The organism is Psychrobacter sp. TB15 (genome assembly GCF_000511655.1).
GTDB classification, from domain to species: Bacteria; Pseudomonadota; Gammaproteobacteria; order Pseudomonadales; family Moraxellaceae; genus Psychrobacter; species Psychrobacter submarinus.
The window spans coordinates 20500-40981 of the sequence record NZ_AYXN01000031.1 but is presented as its reverse complement, the minus strand read 5'-3'; the positions used below and the strand labels follow the sequence as shown (position 1 = coordinate 40981).

The following is a 20482-nucleotide window of genomic DNA, read 5'->3' as shown; positions in this document are numbered from 1 at the left end:
TCAATTTTTTCTTATGCCGTTTTTATAACACCGTAAGTTAAAGCAGGCTCTCTTAGCCATACCATTGATACAGTAACTATTCATTTTGTCACTGTACTATAGTATTCAAGGGAGCCTACCGCACCAATCAGGAGTTGCACTGTGAGTACCTTAACAAAGTCAGATATGATTGAACATTTAATGGATCATCTAGGCCTAAGCCGTCAAGAAGGCCGCTGTCTGGTCGAAAATTTCTTTGATGAGTTGTCTGAGAGTTTGATTGATGGTAAGGAAGTTAAGCTTTCAGGTTTCGGTAACTTTGAGCTCAAAGACAAAAGCAGTCGCCCAGGCCGCAACCCAAAAACCGGCGAGCCCGTAGCCGTATCCGCGCGCCGAGTGGTCACTTTCAAAACTGGCCAAAAATTTCGCCAAAAAGTCGATGAGCATTTATTTGAAGCTTAAGTCTCGATTTTGAGTGCTATTTTATTGGTCTTAATAATAGTCGACTCAAACTTTCAGCTCCATTATGCTATTGAAGCAAGTCTTAGTCAGCTCGATGTAAGAGCTTTACTATTCTTATAGGCTCTGAGCCCTTGTTTATAGCTAATGACAAGTTTATGAATTGAGAATGATATAAATAAGTAGTATTTTTGGTTAAAAGAGTGGTTCGTTAAAATACCAAATAGTAGCCAAAAAAAAGAGAGCCAAGGCTCTCTTTTTTTATTAGTCAGGATTCATTACAAGTGTAATAAATTACTGAGCTTACTCTTCAACAACCACAACTTCGTCAGCAGCGTCTACAGCAGCAGTATCAGTTTCGCTAGCAACATCCATGCTAGTTGTTGTACCGTCGACAGGAACTTCAGCGTCCATTTCGTCAGTAGCAGTAGCAGCTTGTGCTTCAGCAATGTCAGCTTCAGCGTCAGCAACAGCAGCTTCGGCGTCAGCAGAAACAACTTCGCCTTCAGCAGCAGCTTCGTTTAGCTCTTCTTGAGCGTCTTGCACTTCTTCTTGAGCGTCAGATAAATCTTCAGCGGCGTTTTCAGTGCTGCTATCGCAAGCAGTTAGGCCAAAAGTTGCAGTCATGATACCGGCTAATGCTAGTAATTTAATATCCATAATGTTTCTCCAGAAAATGAAATAGTATGTTAGCTATAATAAAAGGCTAAATACAATAGACACTTAAAATCAGATACTTATAAGTATCTTTATATTTAAGTATCTTAATATTCAACCGTCAATGGTCACAGCTACTCAGCTTCCCCGCATTCTATACTCTTTTTTTGTGAATGAAAAGACTTTATGTGAGTAATGAGCAATAAAAATGTAAACAATATTTACAAATCTTATTCTACTGTCCTTCTTCGTATAAAGTGATAAAAACGACGATATTGATTTATTACTCAATACAAAGACTGATCAATATAAAAACTAAGCTAAATCTCGTTTTTAAATGAGCTTACAATCATTATTAAATATAAAATAGGCTTTGATGTTCGATATTATCCTGATATACAAGTCCAGTTAGCGATACAAAATACAATAAGTAACCTAAATTCAGACTAACTCTATATGGTCTGTATCTGTAAAGATTGTACTATTAAAGAAAAGCAAATATCGTTTAAAGGTTTGAAGTTCTGTTGCGGTTTTGTAGTTCAAGAAATAAGTTGAACTTCAGCTTTATTGATTAGTTATAGAATAAATAAATGAGTTATGTAGAGGATAGCAATTATGAAGTGGAGAGGAAGAAGAGGCAGTACGAACGTGCGCACGAGTAGCGGCGGCGGTAAAATGATAGGGGGCGGTATTGGTGGTATTATTATCGCGGGTATTTTGTGGCTAGTGTTTGGCGTCAACCCTATGACCGCGCTACAAACGGGTCAAGTCGTCACGGGCGGCGGCGGCAGTTCTGCCACTGAAGTTGCAACTGGTGATGACCGTGATACCCAATTTGTGCAAGTGGTGTTAGCGGACACCGAAGAAGTTTGGGGACAAATATTTAATGAAGGCGGAAAAACCTATCAAGAGCCTTCATTGGTACTATTTAATGGTCAAGTTAGCTCCGCTTGTGGTAGCGCGACCTCCGCAACTGGGCCTTTTTATTGTCCAGGAGATCAAACTATTTATTTGGATACTTCCTTCTTCACTGAGATGCGTCAAAATCTAGGGATCAGTGGCGATCAGCAAGGCTCTGGCGACCAAGAGAACCGAGGAAGAGCGGGTGATTTTGCCCAAGCTTATGTTATCTCACATGAAGTAGGTCATCATGTGCAGACGTTACTGGGTATCAGTCAACAAGTGAATCAAGCTCGCCAGCAAGTGACACAAGCACAGGGCAATCATCTGTCTGTATTGCAAGAGCTGCAAGCTGATTGTTTTGCAGGGGTATGGGCGAATCGCAATCAGCAACGAGTACAGTTTCTAGAGCCAGGGGATATCGATGAGGCGATTAACGCTGCCGGACAAATAGGCGATGATCGTCTAGCACAGGCCAGCGGCCGCGCGGCAACGCCAGATAGTTTCACCCATGGTACCAGTCAACAGCGCGTGGATTGGTTCACTCGTGGCCTTGAAAGCGGTAATGTGCAATCTTGCGATACTTTCAGCGGTGCTCTGTAACGGGTAATATCTAGCAGTACTTCTCTTTATAAAGCTCTGTCATTTAAAGAATCTGGATAAAGAGAAGCGTTAATTATAAGCTAAGCGTTATTGTTAATGAGCAATAAAAAAGCCTACCTTTTATCAGGTAGGCTTTTTTGTTCGAGCTGTATTGTCATTAATTTATGACAGTAGCAGAACTGATAACAGCTATATGACTATCTGCTGTTTTCAAGAATATAAGCACCAGCACCGCCAATTGCCGCACCACCAAGTGCGCCGCGAGCGATATCTTTACTATCGCCGCCACTTCTAATAAGAGCGCCAGCGGCTGCACCAGCAGTAGCGCCTTTAGCAGTATTACTTAAGCCACTGTTGTAACCGGCAGTATTACAACCTGTCATAATTAACGCTGAGCTTGTAATCGCAGTCATTGCAAAAGTTTTAGCAAATTTCATATCATCACCTATTAAATTGTAAAATTGATCAATATTTTTATCATTGACAATTTGTCACTGCTAGTCACTCGTTAACAATAAAAATGCTTATCAAAGGAGTCACTAGTCATCGTCATTAACTATTATTGTTAGCATATACCAATAATAAAGTGGATAACCATAGATATAGCAATTATCAATAAAGATCAATACAGAAGAAATACACTTGTACTATTGCTCATAGTACGCTGATTATAAAATTTAGTCGTATTGAATACGCTATTGTTTACATCTGAGGTGTAAGCGATGTGTCTATACTGTTTCCTTAGTACGACTTTGACTAAACCTACTTGTCAGATGAGCTGTAGTAAGCTAACGGTTTGTACGATGACTCTTTTGCTAATAATTAGTCATTACAATTTAAATGAATAAAAGGTATCGCCTAAACTAAAAAAGACCACTATGAAGTGATCTCGTTTAAACACAACGGTTAGGCTAATTGACTTTAGATTTACGATTCATTTGTTCAAAGAACTCATCGTTGGTCTTCGCCTCTTTTAGGCGCTCAAGTAAGAACTCAGTGGCTTGCACCCCATCCATTGGCTGCAAGAGTTTACGCAGTATCCAGACTTTGCGTAATTTATCTTCATCAAGCAAACGCTCTTCGCGGCGAGTGCCAGATTTTTTGATATTAATGGCCGGGAAAACGCGTTTTTCGGCCAAATCACGCTCAAGGGTGATCTCTTGGTTACCCGTACCTTTGAATTCCTCAAAGATAACGCTGTCCATCTTACTGCCGGTATCGATAAGGGCACTAGCAATAATGGTTAAACTGCCGCCTTCTTCTACGTTACGTGCCGCGCCAAAGAAGCGTTTGGGGCGCTCAAGCGCATTGGCATCCAAGCCACCGGTCAAGACTTTACCGGATGATGGCATCACTGTGTTATAAGCGCGGGCGAGTCGTGTGATAGAGTCGAGCAAGATAACCACGTCTTGCTTGTGCTCGACCAGACGTTTGGCTTTTTCGATGACCATGTCCGCCACTTGTACGTGACGCTGCGGCGGCTCATCAAAGGTAGAGGCAACCACTTCACCGCGCACAGTACGCTCCATCTCGGTGACTTCTTCAGGACGCTCATCAATCAAGAGTACAATCAAATAGCACTCAGGGTTATTGCGAGTGATCGACTGCGCCATGGTCTGCAGCAGCATCGTTTTACCGGCTTTTGGCGGGGCGACGATAATGGAGCGTTGACCTTTACCAATCGGAGCGATCAGATCGATAATACGGCCGGTCAGATCCTCAGTAGTGCCATTACCTAACTCTAATTTTAATTGTTCAGTAGGGAAGAGAGGGGTTAAATTCTCAAAGATAAGCTTATGACGCGAGCGATCTGGGGTGTCAAAGTTAATCTCACCGACTTTTAGTAGCGCAAAATAGCGCTCAGAGTCTTTTGGCGGGCGAATAGTACCCGCGATGCTGTCGCCTGTTTTGAGACTAAAACGGCGGATTTGGCTAGGGCTAACATAAATATCATCAGGACCGGCTAAATAAGAGCCTTCTGATGAGCGTAAAAACCCGAAACCATCTGGTAGGACTTCTAATACGCCGTCGCCATAGATGGCTTCGCCATTACGCGCATGGGTCTTTAATATAGCAAAGATAATGTCTTGCTTACGGCTACGCGCCATATTATCGAGCCCCATTTCTTTGGCAATAGCCAAGAGCTCAGAGATTGATTTTTTCTTTAATTCAGTTAAATTCATAGGAAAGTCATTAGCAGGTTATCAGGCGAGAGAGGTCATAAGCAGCACAACCCACGACATTGGTTCAAACAGTATTGAGTATGAGTAGAAGGTGTGCAAAGCATTAGGGTTATATTGTCTTGGATTTTTATATCAGCTCAGCGCCAATTGTAGGATATTACAATAGGGACGCTCACAATGGATATAAAGAAGGTGACATAAGAGTCTTCGATAAAAGCTCAATATCAGTAATTATAGTTGGTAATGGTGCTTAATAATGATAGTTGTGTTTTGCAGTAACAAACACGAGGAGACTTGCGACAAGACGCTTATGAAAAACGGTTGTATTACTCTTGTCAGCAGACTATACGGTTATAGATAGGGGGTTGTCAATTATTTTTGTTAAAAAAAGTCGCTAATCGATTTATTTGTGCAAAAAGTCAGCAAAAAGCCATTATCTGTTATAGATAATGGCTTTTTTGAAGCATAAGTAATCAGTGATCAAGTTATTATTACCGTGCTATTTTGGATCAGATTATAGATGCTTATCTAAGACTTTAGCCAATTCTGCTTTTGGCTGTAGGCCCATAACTGAATCTACTTTTTCGCCGTCTTTGAAGACAAATAGCGTTGGAATGTTGCGAATACCGAAACGGCTAGCAGCTTGTGGGTTGTTATCGACATCAACTTTGACGATTTTGACTTTGCCTTCATAATCGGCAGCCAAATCTTCTAAGATAGGTGCGATAGATTTGCAAGGACCACACCAAGTCGCCCAAAAGTCTACTAACACAAGCGTGTCAGCTTGTAGTACGTCTTTATCAAAGTCGCTATCGGTGGTGTTGACGATTAAATCTGACATAATATGTCTCTCTTTTTATTAAGTTTAAATTTTTATTCTTGGGTAAAATATAACCTTATGATAAAACCAATCAAGGCTATACGAGGGTTAGTCGTACTGTTATTAAAGATGATATATTAAAGGTGATGACTAACGCTAATACCCTAATACCAATGAATGAATATCGATATAGTAACATATCTGCTAAACCTTAATAGCGCTCGGCTCGTTAAAATGCTTAACAATTAATATTAGTACAATCAATCGCAACATAAAACAATAGCACAAAATCTATCAATGGCATCTGCCTATCACTAGTAGTGTGATCTACTGTTCTATAGTCAGTGCTCGCTACCCCTATTTTATAATAAGCTCATTTATGCTCTTTACTGAAGAAGAAACTAACGCTCTTAACGAGCAAGAACAAAATTACCCGCTAGCGTTTTTTCAAGATTTCGCTAAAACGATAACGGTCTTTGAGGACGATGATATCTGGGTGGTTGATAAGCCTGCAGGGCTGTTGAGCGTCGACGGAAAAACCTTAAAGGTAAGCTTGCTTGCTAGGCTTGAGAAGGTGAATCCAAACGTTAAGCTTATTCATCGACTCGATATGGATACCTCAGGACTGCTTATATTTGCCAAAAATGCGGCGGCGCAAACCCATATCAGTAAGCAGTTCATCGAGCGTCTGCCGCAAAAGCTCTATCAAGCTCGCGTGTTTGGGCAGTGGCAACAAGTAGGAGACACAGGTAAGATATCTGCGCCCGTGCGTTATGAGCCAACGCTCAAACCGCGTCATATCGTTGATCCGAATTGGCCAAAGCAGGCCTTGACTCGTTATGAAGTGCTCGCGCATGAGTGTCTCAATGCTCAAGGCGCCGGTGCGCAATCTTTAGAGCATAGCGCTGTTACGCAGGCAGACCAGCCGCAAATGGTAACCCGCGTCGCCCTAAAGCCTATCACGGGTCGCAGTCATCAGCTACGAGTACACATGGTGCACATGGGTCATGTGATCATCGGCGATCCGATTTATGCTGAAGGATCGGCGCTGGCGATCGCACCGCGGCTTAACTTACATGCTCAGCAGCTGCGCTTAAAACATCCGGTGCTAGAAGCTTGGATGGACTGGGAGAGTCCGACGCCTTTTTAATATAGGCCAGTTTGCATAAGGAAAATGGGAATGATCGATATACGGACAACTAAAAAAGCGATAAAAGACACTATTAAAAAACGCTTAAGCGGCCGTGATGCCTCATCAGCTCCATCTTCAGCTCATCAGGCCAATGGCGCTCAGTCAGTAGACTGCGAGATGCTTATCATCGGTGCGGGCATCGCAGGTATCGGCATGGCGAGCCGTTTACAGCAGTCGCACAATAAGACTATCTTTGGGCGCAATACCAATCACCAAAAGCCCAATAGCGCTGAGCGATTTATCGTGCTAGAAAAGCGCGCTGACTTAGGCGGCACGTGGGACTTGTTTAACTATCCTGGTATTCGCTCCGACTCTGATGCGCTGACCTTTGGCTATAGCTTTCGGCCTTGGCTCGATCACAGAATGCTTGCCAAAGGCGAAGATATTAAAAGCTATCTGGCAGATACGGCAAATGAATTTGATGTCACAAAGCACATTCGCTATCGCCATGAAGTTAAGCAGTTATCTTGGTCAAGTGCCGAGCGACAGTGGACGGCAACGGTCAAAAACCACGAGACCAATGAGACTGTAACCTTAACCGCGAGCTTCATCGTTGGCGCTACGGGCTATTATGACTTTGATCAAGGTTATCGACCGCACTTCGAGAGGGAAGAAGACTTTAAGGGTCAGATTGTGCATCCGCAGCAATGGAAGGACGTCGACTATCAAGATAAAAAGGTGCTTATCATCGGTAGTGGTGCCACGGCGGTGACGCTGCTGCCAGCTCTGCTAGATGAGACTGAGGGGCAAACGGCCAGTCAGGTGACTATGTTACAGCGCTCGCCCTCTTATGTGGCTAGCGTCGCCGCCGATGATTATGCGATAGAAAAGCTCTCAGGCAAGCTCTCGCCTTTATCCAAACCCCAAGCTTACAAAATAGTGCGTGCCCGCAATGTGCTGATGCAACAAGCGACTTATCGCGCCTCACTCTATGCACCAAAACTGATGAAAGCCTTAATGAGCTATGGCGTCAAAAAAGAGCTCAAAGGTAGCGATATCGATATCAAACATTTTTCGCCTGATTATAATCCGTGGGATCAGCGCGTTTGCGCCGTGCCTGATAGTGACTTTTTTAAGGTGCTACAAAGCGGGCAGGCAGATATTGTAACTGATGAGATAGAGCGCTTTACCGAGACAGGGGTTTTACTAAAGTCAGGTCAGCAGTTGGGCGCTGATATCATCGTCACAGCAACTGGGTTGAATTTGCAGGTACTAGGCGGTGCTAAGTTAGTCGTTGATGAAGAAGAGGTTGCGATAGGCAAGCGCATGACCTACAAAGCGGTATTGCTCGAGGGCGTACCTAACATGGCAGTGTTATTTGGCTATACCAATGCGTCATGGACGCTAAAGATAGACATCGCCTGTCAGTACGTATTGCGATTGATCAGCTATATGAATAAGCATGATTATCAGGTGGCTGTAGCAAGCGCGCAAACCGCCACTGAGACCGCGCAAACACAAAAGGATACCGTAATGGGTGCTTTGTCGTCAGGGTATGTCGCGCGCGCAAGCAAGGTGCTACCTAAACAAGGCGATCGCTATCCATGGCGAGTAATGAATAACTATCTGCTCGACCGCATGATGCTTAAACACCGCAAAATTGCTGATAAGTGGCTGCATTTTACGCGCTAGTTTTAACCTTAGCCTGTTTTATCAATAAACGCGCTGACTTGCTTGCTCAGTATCCGCCATAGCGTCAGCTGCGCGCTCTCGCTACCCCAGGCATTATGCGGACTAAAGATAACGCGCGGATGATCTTTTAGGCTAAGCAGCGGATCGTCCTCAGTGATAGGCTCAGCTTCAAAGACGTCGCTGGCATAGCCTAATATCTGCTCATTATTCACAGCATTGGTTAGCGCTTGGCTGTCGACAATACCGCCGCGTGCGACATTGACTATCAAAGGCTGCTTTTGCATTTTTGCCAAAGTGTCTTTATTAATTAAGTGTTTGGTGTCCTCGTTTAAGGGGCAATGTAAGCTGATGACATCGGAGCGGGCTAGCACCTCATCGAAAGCGGTATAATCCTCATTGCGCGGCGTTTGGCCTTGATGTTCCGCCCACAACACGGTCATGCCATAAGCGCGGGCAATCTGGGTCACTCGTTTACCGATAGTGCCAACGCCAATAATGCCTAACGTTTTATCTTCCAAATCGATCAGTGGTACATCTAATAGGCAAAAGCCACCGTCATCAGACCAAGAGCCATCAATGACCTTTTGATGGTAGTGGATAGCAGCGCGCATCGCCATAGTCATCAGCATAAAGGTATGCTCTGGCACACTTTTGACCGCGTAACCTGCGACGTTATATAGCGTCACCCCATGCTTATCGCAAGCGTCGCTGTCAACGTTATTCATGCCAGTCGCTGTCAATTGAATCAGCTTTAGCTTGGACAGATTACTAATCGCCTCAGCGCTAATCTTAATCTTATTGGTAAAGATAATGTCTGCATCTTGGCAACGTTCGACTATAGTTTGAGTATCCTCTGGGCTATCGCTGTAGACAACATAATCGGTGACTCCTGCTGGCGCTGGCAAGTCTAAGTCCTGAGAAAACGTGCCTCTATCCAAAAATACCGCTTTCATACTGCCTCCTTACTTATTTTTCTTATGATTACTTGAGCTATCATTTGATTTTTCATCGGTGTTATTAATAAAGGTGTTAATTTGCTCTTGGACAATCTGCCATAATTTATGATGCGCGTTCTTGCTGCCTGACGCCACGTGCGGGCTAAAGATAACTCGCGGATGCTGCTGCTCTGCCAGTTTAAGTAAAGGATCGTCTGTGGCGATGGGTTCTTTTTCAAAGACATCGGTTGCGTAACCGAGTACTTGCTGATTTTCTATCGCTTGTGCCATAGCCTTAGAGTCGACGACTGCGCCGCGTGCTACATTGACGATCAGCGGCTGTTTGCTCATTTTGGCTAAGGTGTCTTTATTAATTAGATGTTTAGTCTCTGGTGTGAGCGGACAATGTAGGCTGATAACATCGGCGGCGGCAAGCACGGTTTCAAAATCAGTATAATCGTCGCTGCGGGGCTCGACGCCTTGATGTTCAGCCCATAGTACGGTCATGCCAAACGCTTGTGCAAGCTCACTTACGCGCTTACCAATGGTACCTACGCCAATGATGCCTAAGGTTTGCCCCTCGACATCAATCATCGGTGCTTGGTTAATCTGTGAGCTGCGATCTTTACGCCAACTGCCATCAGCGACCTTTTGATGATAATGAATGCCAGCGCGTAGCGCATTTAACATCAGCATAAAGGTGTGCTCAGGAACGCTTTTAGCAGCAAAAGCAGAAGCATTGTATAGCGCAACCTTGTTTTCCTTGCAGGCCTCTTGGTCTATGGTGTTCATACCACTTGAGCTCAGTTGTATGAGTTTGAGATTAGGGAGCGCCTCAATCACTTCGCGTTCGATCCTTAAGGTGCCGCAGATCATGATGTCGGCATCTTGGCAGCGCTCAATGATTACTTTATTGTCTTGCGGCGTTTTATCAAAGGTGACGTATTCGCTGACCTTTGCAGGCTTGGGTAGCTCAAGACCTTCTAAAAATCTGGCTTCGTCGAGTAGTACCGCTTTCATAGAGAGTCCTTTTTAGTTTTAGTTATGAGTAGTCGTTATTTTATAAGCCTCTAATGTAGCATGCTGTAGCAAAAAGCAAAACTAACCTACTAAAGCGAAGACTGCAGCGAGCAGAATGCAAATCCTAAAATAACGGCTGGGTGATAAGCTCTTGAAAAACACAATTAGCGCAACCATCTAACCGCTAACGCTATATAATAGTGCGACTTTGCAGCGACGTTGCTTGTTGCTCATCATCTATAGTGTGACTACTTTCATCTTCTATTTTTATCATTTAAGTACAAAAAGATACCGCCCTATGACTATTTCTGCCGCCTCATTACTCAGTAGCGAATTCGCTGTTGGTCAACGTTATTTATCTGATACCGAGTCTGAGCTTGGTTTAGGTGTGGTGATCGACGTCGATGATCGCTGCGTGCACATCTTGTTTCCGCAAAGCGAAGAGACGCGCGTCTATGCCAAAAACTCTGCTCCGCTCTCGCGCGTGGTATTCAAAATCGGTGATAGCATCGCTGATCAGCAGGGTAATAACTATACCGTTACCGGCGTCGATGAGGTGATGGGCGTACTTAAGTACAGCGTCGAAGATGATGAGCAAGGGGTGGAGGTTAAACCTATTATGGAGACGCGCTTGGCGGCGAATATTACGCTCGCTAAGCCCCTTGAGCGCTTGCTGGCTGGCCGTATTGAGCGTAGTGACTGGTATGATCTGCGCCAAGATATCTTGCGTATGCAGTCGGCATTGGCCGGTCATCCGCTCAAAGGTCTCATGGGCGCGCGCGTCGATATCATTGAGCATCAGCTCTATATCGCTCATGAAGTGGGTAAGCGCCTTGCGCCGCGCGTCTTGCTCGCTGACGAGGTGGGATTGGGCAAAACTATCGAAGCCGGTCTTATTATCCATCAGCAGCTGCTTACCGGTAAGGCTGAGCGCGTATTGATACTCGTGCCCGATAGTTTGCAGTATCAGTGGATGATTGAGCTGCGTCGCCGTTTTAATCTAAACTTTGCGCTATTTGATCTGGTGCGTACGGCGGCGATAAAAGAGCACGACCCTGAACAAAACGTCTTTGCTACTGAGCAATGTATCATCGCCGGTATGGACTTGTTGCTTGATCATGATGATCTGTATGAGCAAGCCATAGAAGCCGGGTTTGATCTGCTTGTCGTCGATGAAGCGCATCACTTGCATTGGGATGAGGCGCAAGGCGGCAATGATAAATACGAGCTCGTCGCTGACTTTGCTAATGAAACGCCAGGGGTGATGCTACTCACTGCCACGCCAGAGCAATTGGGCGCGCAAAGTCATTTTGCCCGTCTGCGTCTGCTTGATCCCAATCGCTTCGATGATTTGGATGCGTTTATTGAGTCCCAAGATGCCTTTGCCGAAACGGCGGCAGTTGCCAATATCTTGATAGAAGATAAGCCTTTGAGCTCCAATCAGATTGAAGCTTTAAGTGGCCTGCTCGATATCAGCACCGAGGAGTTGGCAAACATCAATGAAGATGAGAGGCTGCGTAATTATGCCCTCAATGAGCTGCTAGATCGTCATGGGACGGGGCGGGTGTTATTCCGTAATACGCGCGAAAGTGTCAAAGGCTTCTACGGCCGTAGCAGTCAGTCGCATCCATTGCCGCTGCCTGAGGCTTGGATAGACAGCTATCAGACCACAGGTAAACTGCGCGAGCAGCTATGGGGCGAAGAAAATCAGCCCGATGGTGGCTGGCTTGAAGACGACCCACGCGTGCCTTGGCTGATCGATATCTTAAAAGGCGAGCTGAAACAAGAAAAAGTATTACTTATTGCCCGTAGTGGCGCGACAGTTGAGAGCTTAGAGGCGGTACTGCGTTTGCATGCCGGTATCAAGACCGCTATCTTTACTGAGCAGATGACGCTACTTGAGCGTGACCAAGCTGCGGCGTTTTTTGCTGATAGAGAAGGGGCGCAAATACTACTGTGCTCAGAGATTGGCTCAGAAGGTCGTAACTTCCAATTTGCAAGCCAGCTGATACTTTGGGACTTACCGGCCAATCCTGATACTTTAGAGCAGCGCATTGGCCGCTTGGATCGTATCGGCCAGACGCAGCGGATTACACTGCATGTGCCTTATGTAGAGAGCACGGCGCAAGAGCGTCTGTATCACTGGTATAACAGCGCGCTCAATATATTCAATCAGATATCGCCAACAGCGCAAAGCGTGCAAGAGGAGTATATTCAGACCTTAAAGCCGCTGTTAGAAGGCGCAGATACCGCGGATAATCAGCAAGCGCTACAAGCGGTTATCGCTGAGGCGAAGCAGACGCGTTTAGGTTTAGAGGCTCAGCTACAAGCAGGCCGCGACCGCCTACTTGAGTATAACTCGTGCCGTCCGCGGGTGGCCTCGCGTATCAAAGATGCGATGGTGGATTTTGATAGTCATAATCTACTGCCGCAATTCGTCGAGCGTTTTTTGGCGTCCGCCAACATCGATCATAGCGTACAGCGCGATGGCTCATGGGTGATTGCGCCGATCGATAGTAATGAAGTCAATGAGTATATGGAGAGCTTACCACTCGGCGAAGATGGCATGAGCTTGACCTTCGAGCGCAAGCTGGCTTTGCAGCGCGAAGAGATTGATTTTATTACTCATGAGCATCCTTTGATGCGCGCTATCTATGAGCTGGCGAGCACCAGCACCTTTGGTAATACTACTGTCGGTATGCTAAAGAGCGCCGCAATGCCGCAGGGCACCGTACTGCTTGAGATTAACTTTCGGGTCGAGACTATCGCGCCAAAAGTGCTCAATCTGCCTGCAACCTTGCCGACACAAAATATTCGGGTGTTTATGAGTGAGCAGGGCGGCGATTTATCAAGTCGTATCAGTGCCGAGATGATTATGCCGCATATCGAGCGTTTAGATAACAATCGAGCGCGGCAAGTGATTAAGGCGCGCGGTGATGTTATCGAGCAGCGCTACTATGACGCTGAAGATATCGCCCGTGCACAGCTGGCTGAAATAGGAGCGCAGGCAAGTAGCCGCTTTACTCAGCAGTGGTCACGTGAGATCAAGCGTCTCAAGCACTTACAAACCATCAATCCTAATGTGCGTAGCAGCGAGATTGAGCGCTTAGAGCAGCTGCAAGCCCAAGGCGAGCAGGCCCTAGCGAGTCTATCGCTAGTACCTGACTCTATCCGGATTTTGGTGGCAGTAAAGCCCTAGTCTAAGCTAGCAGTAGTATAAAAAGGGGTGCTCGTTAGCGCCTCTTTTTCGTATTAGGATTTAGCACGAAATAAAATAGAGCCAAGGAGCGGTATAGAATCCATTTATGGAACTGGCAGAGACTATTTTTTAGGCGATACAGTCATCATAATAGCCGCTAAGTCATATGACATCACTGGTCAAAAATGCCGTTATTGGTTACTATGTTTAACTTTTAACAAACCTTCTAAAGTGATCATTTTTACTAACAAGTATTGTCATTCAAAGCGAAAATGTTTGTTAGTAGAAATATTAGAATAAGGAAAATAAGCGCTATGTCTGATATGTTTGATAACTCGCAACTTATCGACGAGCTGTTAGCGACAGTCGCACTCACTGAGCTCAGCCCGGATGTTTTTGAAGGCGCAAGCCACGATTATGTGGGCTCACGTATCTTTGGTGGACAAGTGCTCGCGCAAGCAATTATGGCAGCGTCTCACACCTTGAATGAGGACAAGCCTTGCCATTCACTGCATGGGTATTTTTTGCGTGGCGGCGATATCAAGCAGCCTGTCATCTACCAAGTGCGCCGCTTGCGAGACGGTCGTAGCCTATCCGCGCGAGAAGTGACGGCGATTCAGTACAAGCAAGTAAAAGGCAAAGAGCCTATAGAGCAAGTGATATTTTCGATGATAGCGTCGTTCTCGCCTGCTGAGGAGGGGCTTGAATATCAAGAGAGTATGCCAGTGTATCCGCCGCCAGAAGACTTAGCTTCAGAGCAAGAGTTAAAAGACGAGCACGTCGGCAAAGTACCAGATGCGCTCAAAGCACGGTTTATGCGTCGTCGTCATGTCGAGATCAAACCGGTCAAACCGCGCGATCCGATCAACCCAACGCCTATGAAACCTAAGCAGGCCAACTGGCTACGTATTCGCGAGCTTGGCAATCAGCCTGTCGCTATTCAGCAGGCATTATTAGCGTTTTCGTCGGACTTTTATTTAGTAGGCACGGGACTGATGTCGCATGGTGTCAGCTTTATGACCAGCGGCCTACAAGCGGCGAGTATCGATCACTCCATGCATTTTCATCGTCCGTTCGATCTCAATGATTGGCTACTCTATGAGATGTGGAGCGACACCACTTCTAGCTCTAAAGGTCTTAATCATGGCCAGTTTTGGCAAGACGGTAATCTCGTCGCTACCGTGCAGCAAGAAGGGCTGATGCGCCTACGAGTGCCAAAGTCTTAGTTGGCAGAAGTCTTCACTAAAGATAGATTTTAAACATCTAGTTCAAGATGCTAGGCTAAAGCGCCAGCCTACGGTTGAGCTTAATTTCAAACCTCAATAATCTTAATCATTGCGCGCGGCAGTCCGAGACTATCGCGCGCTTTTTGCTGCCTTAACCACTTAAACTCTATATCGGCAGCGTTTAACTTATCTTTTAGTTCTGCAATCTGCTTATTATCAACAACCACTCTTTGTGGCTGCAAATACCAGTGAAAATGAGTCAATGAATGCTTAATAGGCGCATCCTCTAATAAAGTATTGCTCACAGGTTTGGCGACTAAATTATTCTCAATTAGCCAGTCATTAATGATTTGCTCAGCAGTGGTAAATTCGCTCTCGTAGACTTTTTCATTACTACGTACTTGAGACTTCTTTGGCTGTTCTTCTGATGTCTTAGCTAAATCGCTAGCTTCAAGCTTCTGCACAAACTGCAAAGGCAAGCTCCATAGGCCACCCCAAATACCATTGTCAGGACGCTGTAGCCAGAGGATATCTCCTTGTGCGTTTTCAATAATAAGCGCATTGCTAAATTTGCTCGGCTTGGGCTTTTTCTTGGCTTTGACAGGATAGTCCATTTCGCGACCTTGCGCGTGAGCGATACAGTTGGCCTTTAGCGGACATAGCTGACAGTTAGGATTACGGCGCACGCATAAAGTCGCGCCCATATCCATCATCGCTTGTGCGAAGAGTCCTGAGTTATCCTTTGGCGTTAACCGCTCTGCCAATGCCCATAGCTCTTTGGTGGTAGCAGACTTAGTAATATCACCATCGATAGTTGCCCAGCGTGTCAGTACGCGTTTGACATTACCATCGCAAATGACGCCATATTTATGCAGCCCCATTGCCATAATCGCGCCAGCAGTCGATGGCCCAACGCCCGAAATCGCCTCCCAACCCGCTAAAGTCTGCGGAAAGTCCCCCGTTTCATCGATTACCTCAACCAACTGCTTAGCACCCTTATGCAAATTACGCGCACGCGCATAATAGCCAAGTCCTGCCCAATGCTCAGCAACCACATCCCAGTCGGCAGCTGCTAAGTCTTGCACGGTCGGAAACGACGCCATAAAACGCGTAAAGTAGGGCAGCACCGTCTTAACTTGCGTTTGTTGCAGCATAACCTCGGATAGCCAGACGATATAAGGATTGGGTGTGTCGGTTTGGTGCTGCTGCCAAGGTAAGTCGTGGCGTCCGTCGGTTTCGAACCAGTCTAATAGACGGGGTGCGAAGGTGTTTAGGGAGTTAGCTGACTGAAAAAATTGAGTATCGGGTATGGCGGTAGGTTGGGTCATAGGCTCTTATATTTGGTTTTTTGAAGGTAAACAATTATACCTGATATATGTATTTGCTACGACCCAGTTTTGACGTGTTTCTATGAAATAATATAATAAAAATAACTACTTAACGATGTCGAATAGTAGGAGGTTATTGATTATCTGCTTAATGTATTCATCCTTATGTATATCACTGATATAATCATATTTGCCTAAACTAATCTTGATATGCCTTTGCACTTCTTGTTGTTCAATAGTACTACTTGGTAGGTCTAGAAAAGAATTTACAAAATACTTATCAAATACAATCGAGAAAAGATTTTTGACGGACAAATCATTAAGGATGTTAGACCTAGAATACGGTTGCCTCATATCTAACCTAGTGCCTCTGATAAAATTTGAAAATTTAGTCGGATTTATATGTCTTGTTATGATTTGATTTAGTAAATCTCTATCCATCATATAAACAAATGATAGAAAGACCATTAAAATCTGTTCAATAGTCAATGATTTACTCCGCTCAATATTTTCAAATACTACTAGAGTCTCTATACAGCGGACGATTTGCTCAATATTTCGTAGAGACAGCGTACCAACATCAAGAAATGTTGGAATCTCATAGATAAATTCGTTGTCTTTAAAATCTTGAGGAATTACCCTGCTAGCTTGAACTGTCACCTTGAAATAAGTGACGTTATTTTCAATAGACCTGCCTTCAACATCTTTGATGGTCGTTGGCAGGTTGATTTGATATTTAAAAAATTTATATAAATAGCTGTGTGAGTCAGTCTCACTACCATAGCTATGTTTTATAGTGGCTTTAAGCTGCTCAGCATTGGTAATTAATATAATTTGTACATTATCTACATCAAACACATGCTTGATGGTCTCTAACATCATCACTGCAAAATCTGGACGACATCGGTCAAGCTCGTCAATGAGTAAAATGATAGGGTTTGTGGAAGCAATATCTGATAGAGCATCGCGCAATGTCGATAAATTCTTTTCCGCTTCTACTTGATCTTTAATCATAGACTCAAGTGACTGGTCGATAAGAGATTTTGACCCATCCTTTATTTCTTCCATTCCGTCTGCTAGTGCATCAGGAATATCTGCCGCATATCTACCGAATGCAAATCCTAATCCTGCTTTGAGACCTATACCAGAAATAAGCCTTAGGTAAGGGACTGCATTTTTTATAAAATTCTTTCGCTTGTAGTCTTTTTCATCGTAAAAACTAGCCACCTCAGCTATAAGTGTTAAGAGCGGCTCATTGGCATGATCAGTTTGAAAAGCATTTACATAACCAACCTTATAATCATTCGGATTATTCTCCTCAATCAGATTTTTTAGTTTAAAACAAAACTCTGTCTTTCCTGTACCCCATTTACCATCAATAATCATCGGGGAACATCAATATCTGAGTCCAAGAGTTTAATGATTTTTTCAGCGATAGGCTTACGTGTGAACTCATCTCTACTCGAAAAAGTTAACTCTCTCATTATGCTGTAATCTGTCATTAAGCACTCTCTATATTTATAATTTTGATATATGATACTTATGTTATACAGATAATACAGACATAAAAAAAGCCCATTAGGGCTTTTATATAAGTAGTAGCTTTTTGAGCAATGATCTTTTAAATAAACCCTACTTCCGATTCTTCCGAGCCCGCTTTTTACGCATTCTCTTTTCCTCAAGCTTGGCTTCTTTTTTGGCTTCAGCAGCGATTCTCTGTTCCGCCACGACTTTCTCTTCTGCTGCCATCATCTCAGGCGTCTCAAGGGTGATGCGACCGAGCGTACCACTGCGCAGCTCATTGATGAGTATCTCTGACATGCGGTAGGTATCGACGATACCGCCTTTTTTGAGTAGGCCGCGATTGCGTCCCGCTACTTCAAAAAACTCCCAATCGGTTGTTGGTAGATCTTCAACTTTGTAGCGCGACTTCAATAATTCAGGATAATCTTTGATCAAATACTCTGCGGTGTAGCCTGCGACATCAGCGAAATCAAAGGCAGTATCACGAATGCCGCCCGTCGCCGCTAAGCGATAGCCTGAATGTTCGTTTTCAACTTTTGGCCAGAGCATGCCGGGGGTGTCATAGAGCATAATGCCGCCATCGAGTTTTATCAGTTGCTGTGACTTGGTGACCGCAGGCTCGTTGCCCGTCTTTGCAACCGAGCGACCGGCTAAGGTATTAATCAAGGTTGATTTGCCAACGTTCGGAATACCCATAATCATCGCTTTGATTTGCCGGCCGGACTCTGCTTTACCCGGCATCATTCTTTTGCACAGTTCAATGATTTTATGGACGTCATCGGCTTTATTATCATCAAAAGCAATCGCTTTGACACCATTTTGCGCCTCAAAGTGATCAAGCCATATTTGCGTGCGCTCGGGGTCGGCGAGGTCAGCTTTATTAAGGATTTTGATCACGGGTTTTTGACCGCGTAGAGCAGCAACCATAGGGTTCTCGCTACTATAAGGAATACGGGCATCAATGACTTCGATGACAATATCCATCTCTGGCATGATTTCTTTGACTTCGTTACGGGCTTTATTCATGTGCCCGGGGAACCACTGAATCGTCTCTTTGACCATTGTTTTACTACCTTTTTAAATTGATGACTCTCTAAAACGGAATGCTAAGCCAAGCTGTTAGCGGTTTGTTTTTATAATGGCGTTAAGTTTACTATACAATGAGAAGCTGAGTCAGGCTAAAGTAAGTCTATAGGTTTTGGCCGGTTGTAGGTGATAAGTCATATTTTATAAAAGGCGTTACCTTGTGAAAAGCAGAGCATAAAAAAGCGGAGCATGACATGCATGCTCCGCTTTTCGGCGTATTATATGATTGGCTTTAAAAGTCCAATTAGCCTAGATTCGCTTTCATAAAGTCTAGCATTTTACTCCAGCTGTCATTCGCAGCTTTCTCGTCGTAGCCCAAGTCGATATCATTTTTGGCAGCGCGCTCATCGGCATGCGGGTTGGTGAAACCATGCTTAGCGCCCTCATAGACATCGACGCTATAGTCAGCACCAGCGTTGTCCATCTCTTTTTTGAAGTCCTCAACGGCGTCCATAGAGACCATACTATCATCACCGCCATGAGCGACTAGTACTTTGGCATTGAACTTGTCATCGGCTGCTTGTTTAGGCGCTAGGTTGCCATGGAAAGTCGCAACTGCCTTGAGCGGCATGCCAACGCGCGCCATATCTAATACGACTTTACCGCCGAAACAAAAGCCAATAGCGCCTAAGTTATCCCCATTTACTCCTAGCTGATCGCCGAAGTCATTCAAAATCAAACGGCAACGATTCATCAGCATGTCTTGGTCCGCGAGCACTTGTTCCATCCACATATTTGCCATCGACGCCTCTGTGGTCAGTTTGCCTTCGCCATAAACGTCCATCGCGACTGCTGCATAGCCCGCTTTGGCTAGACGTTCAGCCACTGACTTGGGGTGATCAACGACGCCCCACCATTCTGGGGCGACTAAAATGCCAGGTACTGGACTGTCGTTTGTGGCTTTTTCTGGAAGAGCGACATAGCTGATCAGCTCAACGCCGTTTTCGGTGGTACTGATTAATTCCAAAGTCTTAATTGACATATTATTGTCCTTATTATGTTATGAGTTTTAGTTGTACTTATAGCGTGATTTATGAGGTTGCTTTTTCACTACTCAACCACCTTAACGCCCATAGCGGACAAAAACAGCTATAATACTGTAACGCAATTTATCAAAATGGTTTTCATTGAAAACTTTAACAACTATAGCGAGTCTATGAGGTTGAATGTGTTATCAAACCCCAAAGCAAAACATCAAAACAAAGCCGAGCAGCAAGCAGAGTTGGCCGCTAATGCCAATGTGCAAGTGGCAGACACTTTGCGCCCACAGTTTTGGTCACGCTTTCGCCTCGATGAGCTGAATCATAGCGAATGGGAAGCGCTGTGCGATGGCTGCGGCTGTTGCTGCTTGATTAAGTATATCGACGAGGACGAGCAGGGCGAGGTGGACGAAGAGTTGGTTGAATATACCGATGTCTCCTGCCAGCTGATGAATTGTGAAACGGGCTACTGTCAGCATTATGAGAGCCGTCAAGAGTACGTGCCCGACTGTATTCAATTGACTATCGATAAATTGCCAAAGATGATGTGGCTACCATCGCACTGCGCCTATAAGCGCCTGTATAAAGGACAGGCGTTGCCAGAGTGGCATCTATTACTGACGAAAGATGCCGTAGCGACTCAGCAGCAAATGCGCGCGGCAAATATAGGCGTTGCGGGGCGCTGCATCTCTGAGATTGGCATCTCTGATGAGGAAATGGAGGAGCGGGTGGTCAATTGGGTGACGCCTTAACTGTTAG

The 20482-nt window shown here is 44.9% G+C and carries 17 protein-coding genes; 7 read left to right on the top strand and 10 right to left on the bottom strand.

Going from position 1 to position 20482, the window contains the following annotated elements:
* Window positions 1–141: 141 nt before the first annotated feature.
* Complete coding sequence (locus W234_RS0107050; protein ID WP_025646042.1) at window positions 142–441, top strand: integration host factor subunit alpha; 300 nt, start codon at window positions 142–144, stop codon at window positions 439–441.
* 300 nt (window positions 442–741) lie between these two features.
* Here the strand turns inward: W234_RS0107050 and W234_RS13810 are convergent, their stop codons facing one another.
* Window positions 742–1098, bottom strand: a complete 357-nt coding sequence (locus W234_RS13810; RefSeq protein WP_037059270.1) for a hypothetical protein — start codon at window positions 1096–1098, stop codon at window positions 742–744.
* A gap of 612 nt (window positions 1099–1710) precedes the next feature.
* On the opposite strand from W234_RS13810, the gene W234_RS0107040 reads away from it, so the two are divergent.
* A complete protein-coding gene (locus W234_RS0107040) occupies window positions 1711–2598 on the top strand; it encodes a neutral zinc metallopeptidase (protein WP_025646040.1) in 888 nt (295 codons plus the stop codon).
* A 197-nt stretch (window positions 2599–2795) separates the two neighbouring features.
* Here the strand turns inward: W234_RS0107040 and W234_RS0107035 are convergent, their stop codons facing one another.
* From W234_RS0107035 to trxA, 3 genes are all read right to left on the bottom strand, one after another.
* Window positions 2796–3035 carry a hypothetical protein gene (locus W234_RS0107035; RefSeq protein ID WP_025646038.1) on the bottom strand — a complete coding sequence of 80 codons (240 nt, stop codon included), beginning with the start codon at window positions 3033–3035 and terminating at the stop codon, window positions 2796–2798.
* A gap of 474 nt (window positions 3036–3509) precedes the next feature.
* The gene (rho, locus tag W234_RS0107030) at window positions 3510–4781 is read right to left on the bottom strand and encodes a transcription termination factor Rho (protein WP_025646036.1); all 1272 of its coding nucleotides are present in this window, start codon (window positions 4779–4781) and stop codon (window positions 3510–3512) included.
* A 514-nt stretch (window positions 4782–5295) separates the two neighbouring features.
* Window positions 5296–5622, bottom strand: coding sequence for a thioredoxin (gene trxA, locus W234_RS0107025; RefSeq protein ID WP_025646034.1), 327 nt, complete (start codon window positions 5620–5622; stop codon window positions 5296–5298).
* A gap of 358 nt (window positions 5623–5980) precedes the next feature.
* On the opposite strand from trxA, the gene W234_RS0107020 reads away from it, so the two are divergent.
* Both W234_RS0107020 and W234_RS0107015 read left to right on the top strand, forming a co-directional pair.
* Window positions 5981–6751, top strand: coding sequence for an RluA family pseudouridine synthase (locus tag W234_RS0107020; protein ID WP_025646032.1), 771 nt, complete (start codon window positions 5981–5983; stop codon window positions 6749–6751).
* A 30-nt stretch (window positions 6752–6781) separates the two neighbouring features.
* Complete coding sequence (locus W234_RS0107015) at window positions 6782–8425, top strand: flavin-containing monooxygenase (RefSeq protein ID WP_025646030.1); 1644 nt, start codon at window positions 6782–6784, stop codon at window positions 8423–8425.
* Window positions 8426–8433: 8 nt separating this feature from the next.
* Here the strand turns inward: W234_RS0107015 and W234_RS0107010 are convergent, their stop codons facing one another.
* Window positions 8434–9378 (bottom strand): D-2-hydroxyacid dehydrogenase, encoded by a 945-nt coding sequence (locus W234_RS0107010; protein ID WP_025646028.1) that lies wholly within the window; start codon window positions 9376–9378, stop codon window positions 8434–8436.
* 9 nt (window positions 9379–9387) lie between these two features.
* On the bottom strand, window positions 9388–10380 hold the full coding sequence (locus tag W234_RS0107005) for an NAD(P)-dependent oxidoreductase (RefSeq protein ID WP_025646025.1): 993 nt from the start codon (window positions 10378–10380) through the stop codon (window positions 9388–9390).
* Window positions 10381–10678: 298 nt separating this feature from the next.
* Between W234_RS0107005 and rapA the strand changes: the two genes are divergently transcribed.
* Both rapA and W234_RS0106995 read left to right on the top strand, forming a co-directional pair.
* Window positions 10679–13579: an RNA polymerase-associated protein RapA gene (rapA, locus tag W234_RS0107000; protein ID WP_025646023.1), complete on the top strand. Its 2901-nt coding sequence runs from the start codon at window positions 10679–10681 to the stop codon at window positions 13577–13579.
* Between the two features lie 323 nt (window positions 13580–13902).
* On the top strand, window positions 13903–14805 hold the full coding sequence (locus W234_RS0106995; protein WP_025646021.1) for an acyl-CoA thioesterase: 903 nt from the start codon (window positions 13903–13905) through the stop codon (window positions 14803–14805).
* 86 nt (window positions 14806–14891) lie between these two features.
* On the opposite strand, the gene mutY is transcribed toward W234_RS0106995, so the two are convergent.
* The 4 genes from mutY to W234_RS0106975 all read right to left on the bottom strand — a co-directional run bounded on the left by mutY (window position 14892) and on the right by W234_RS0106975 (window position 19725).
* Window positions 14892–16133 (bottom strand): A/G-specific adenine glycosylase, encoded by a 1242-nt coding sequence (mutY, locus tag W234_RS0106990; protein WP_025646019.1) that lies wholly within the window; start codon window positions 16131–16133, stop codon window positions 14892–14894.
* 105 nt (window positions 16134–16238) lie between these two features.
* On the bottom strand, window positions 16239–17519 hold the full coding sequence (locus W234_RS13805) for a P-loop NTPase fold protein (protein WP_051397460.1): 1281 nt from the start codon (window positions 17517–17519) through the stop codon (window positions 16239–16241).
* 246 nt (window positions 17520–17765) lie between these two features.
* Window positions 17766–18719, bottom strand: a complete 954-nt coding sequence (gene ylqF / locus W234_RS0106980) for a ribosome biogenesis GTPase YlqF (protein WP_025646017.1) — start codon at window positions 18717–18719, stop codon at window positions 17766–17768.
* Between the two features lie 268 nt (window positions 18720–18987).
* Window positions 18988–19725: a dienelactone hydrolase family protein gene (locus W234_RS0106975; RefSeq protein WP_025646015.1), complete on the bottom strand. Its 738-nt coding sequence runs from the start codon at window positions 19723–19725 to the stop codon at window positions 18988–18990.
* 174 nt (window positions 19726–19899) lie between these two features.
* Here W234_RS0106975 and W234_RS0106970 point away from each other — a divergent pair, with 174 nt between their 5' ends.
* A complete protein-coding gene (locus W234_RS0106970) occupies window positions 19900–20475 on the top strand; it encodes a YcgN family cysteine cluster protein (RefSeq protein ID WP_037059300.1) in 576 nt (191 codons plus the stop codon).
* Window positions 20476–20482: the final 7 nt, after the last annotated feature.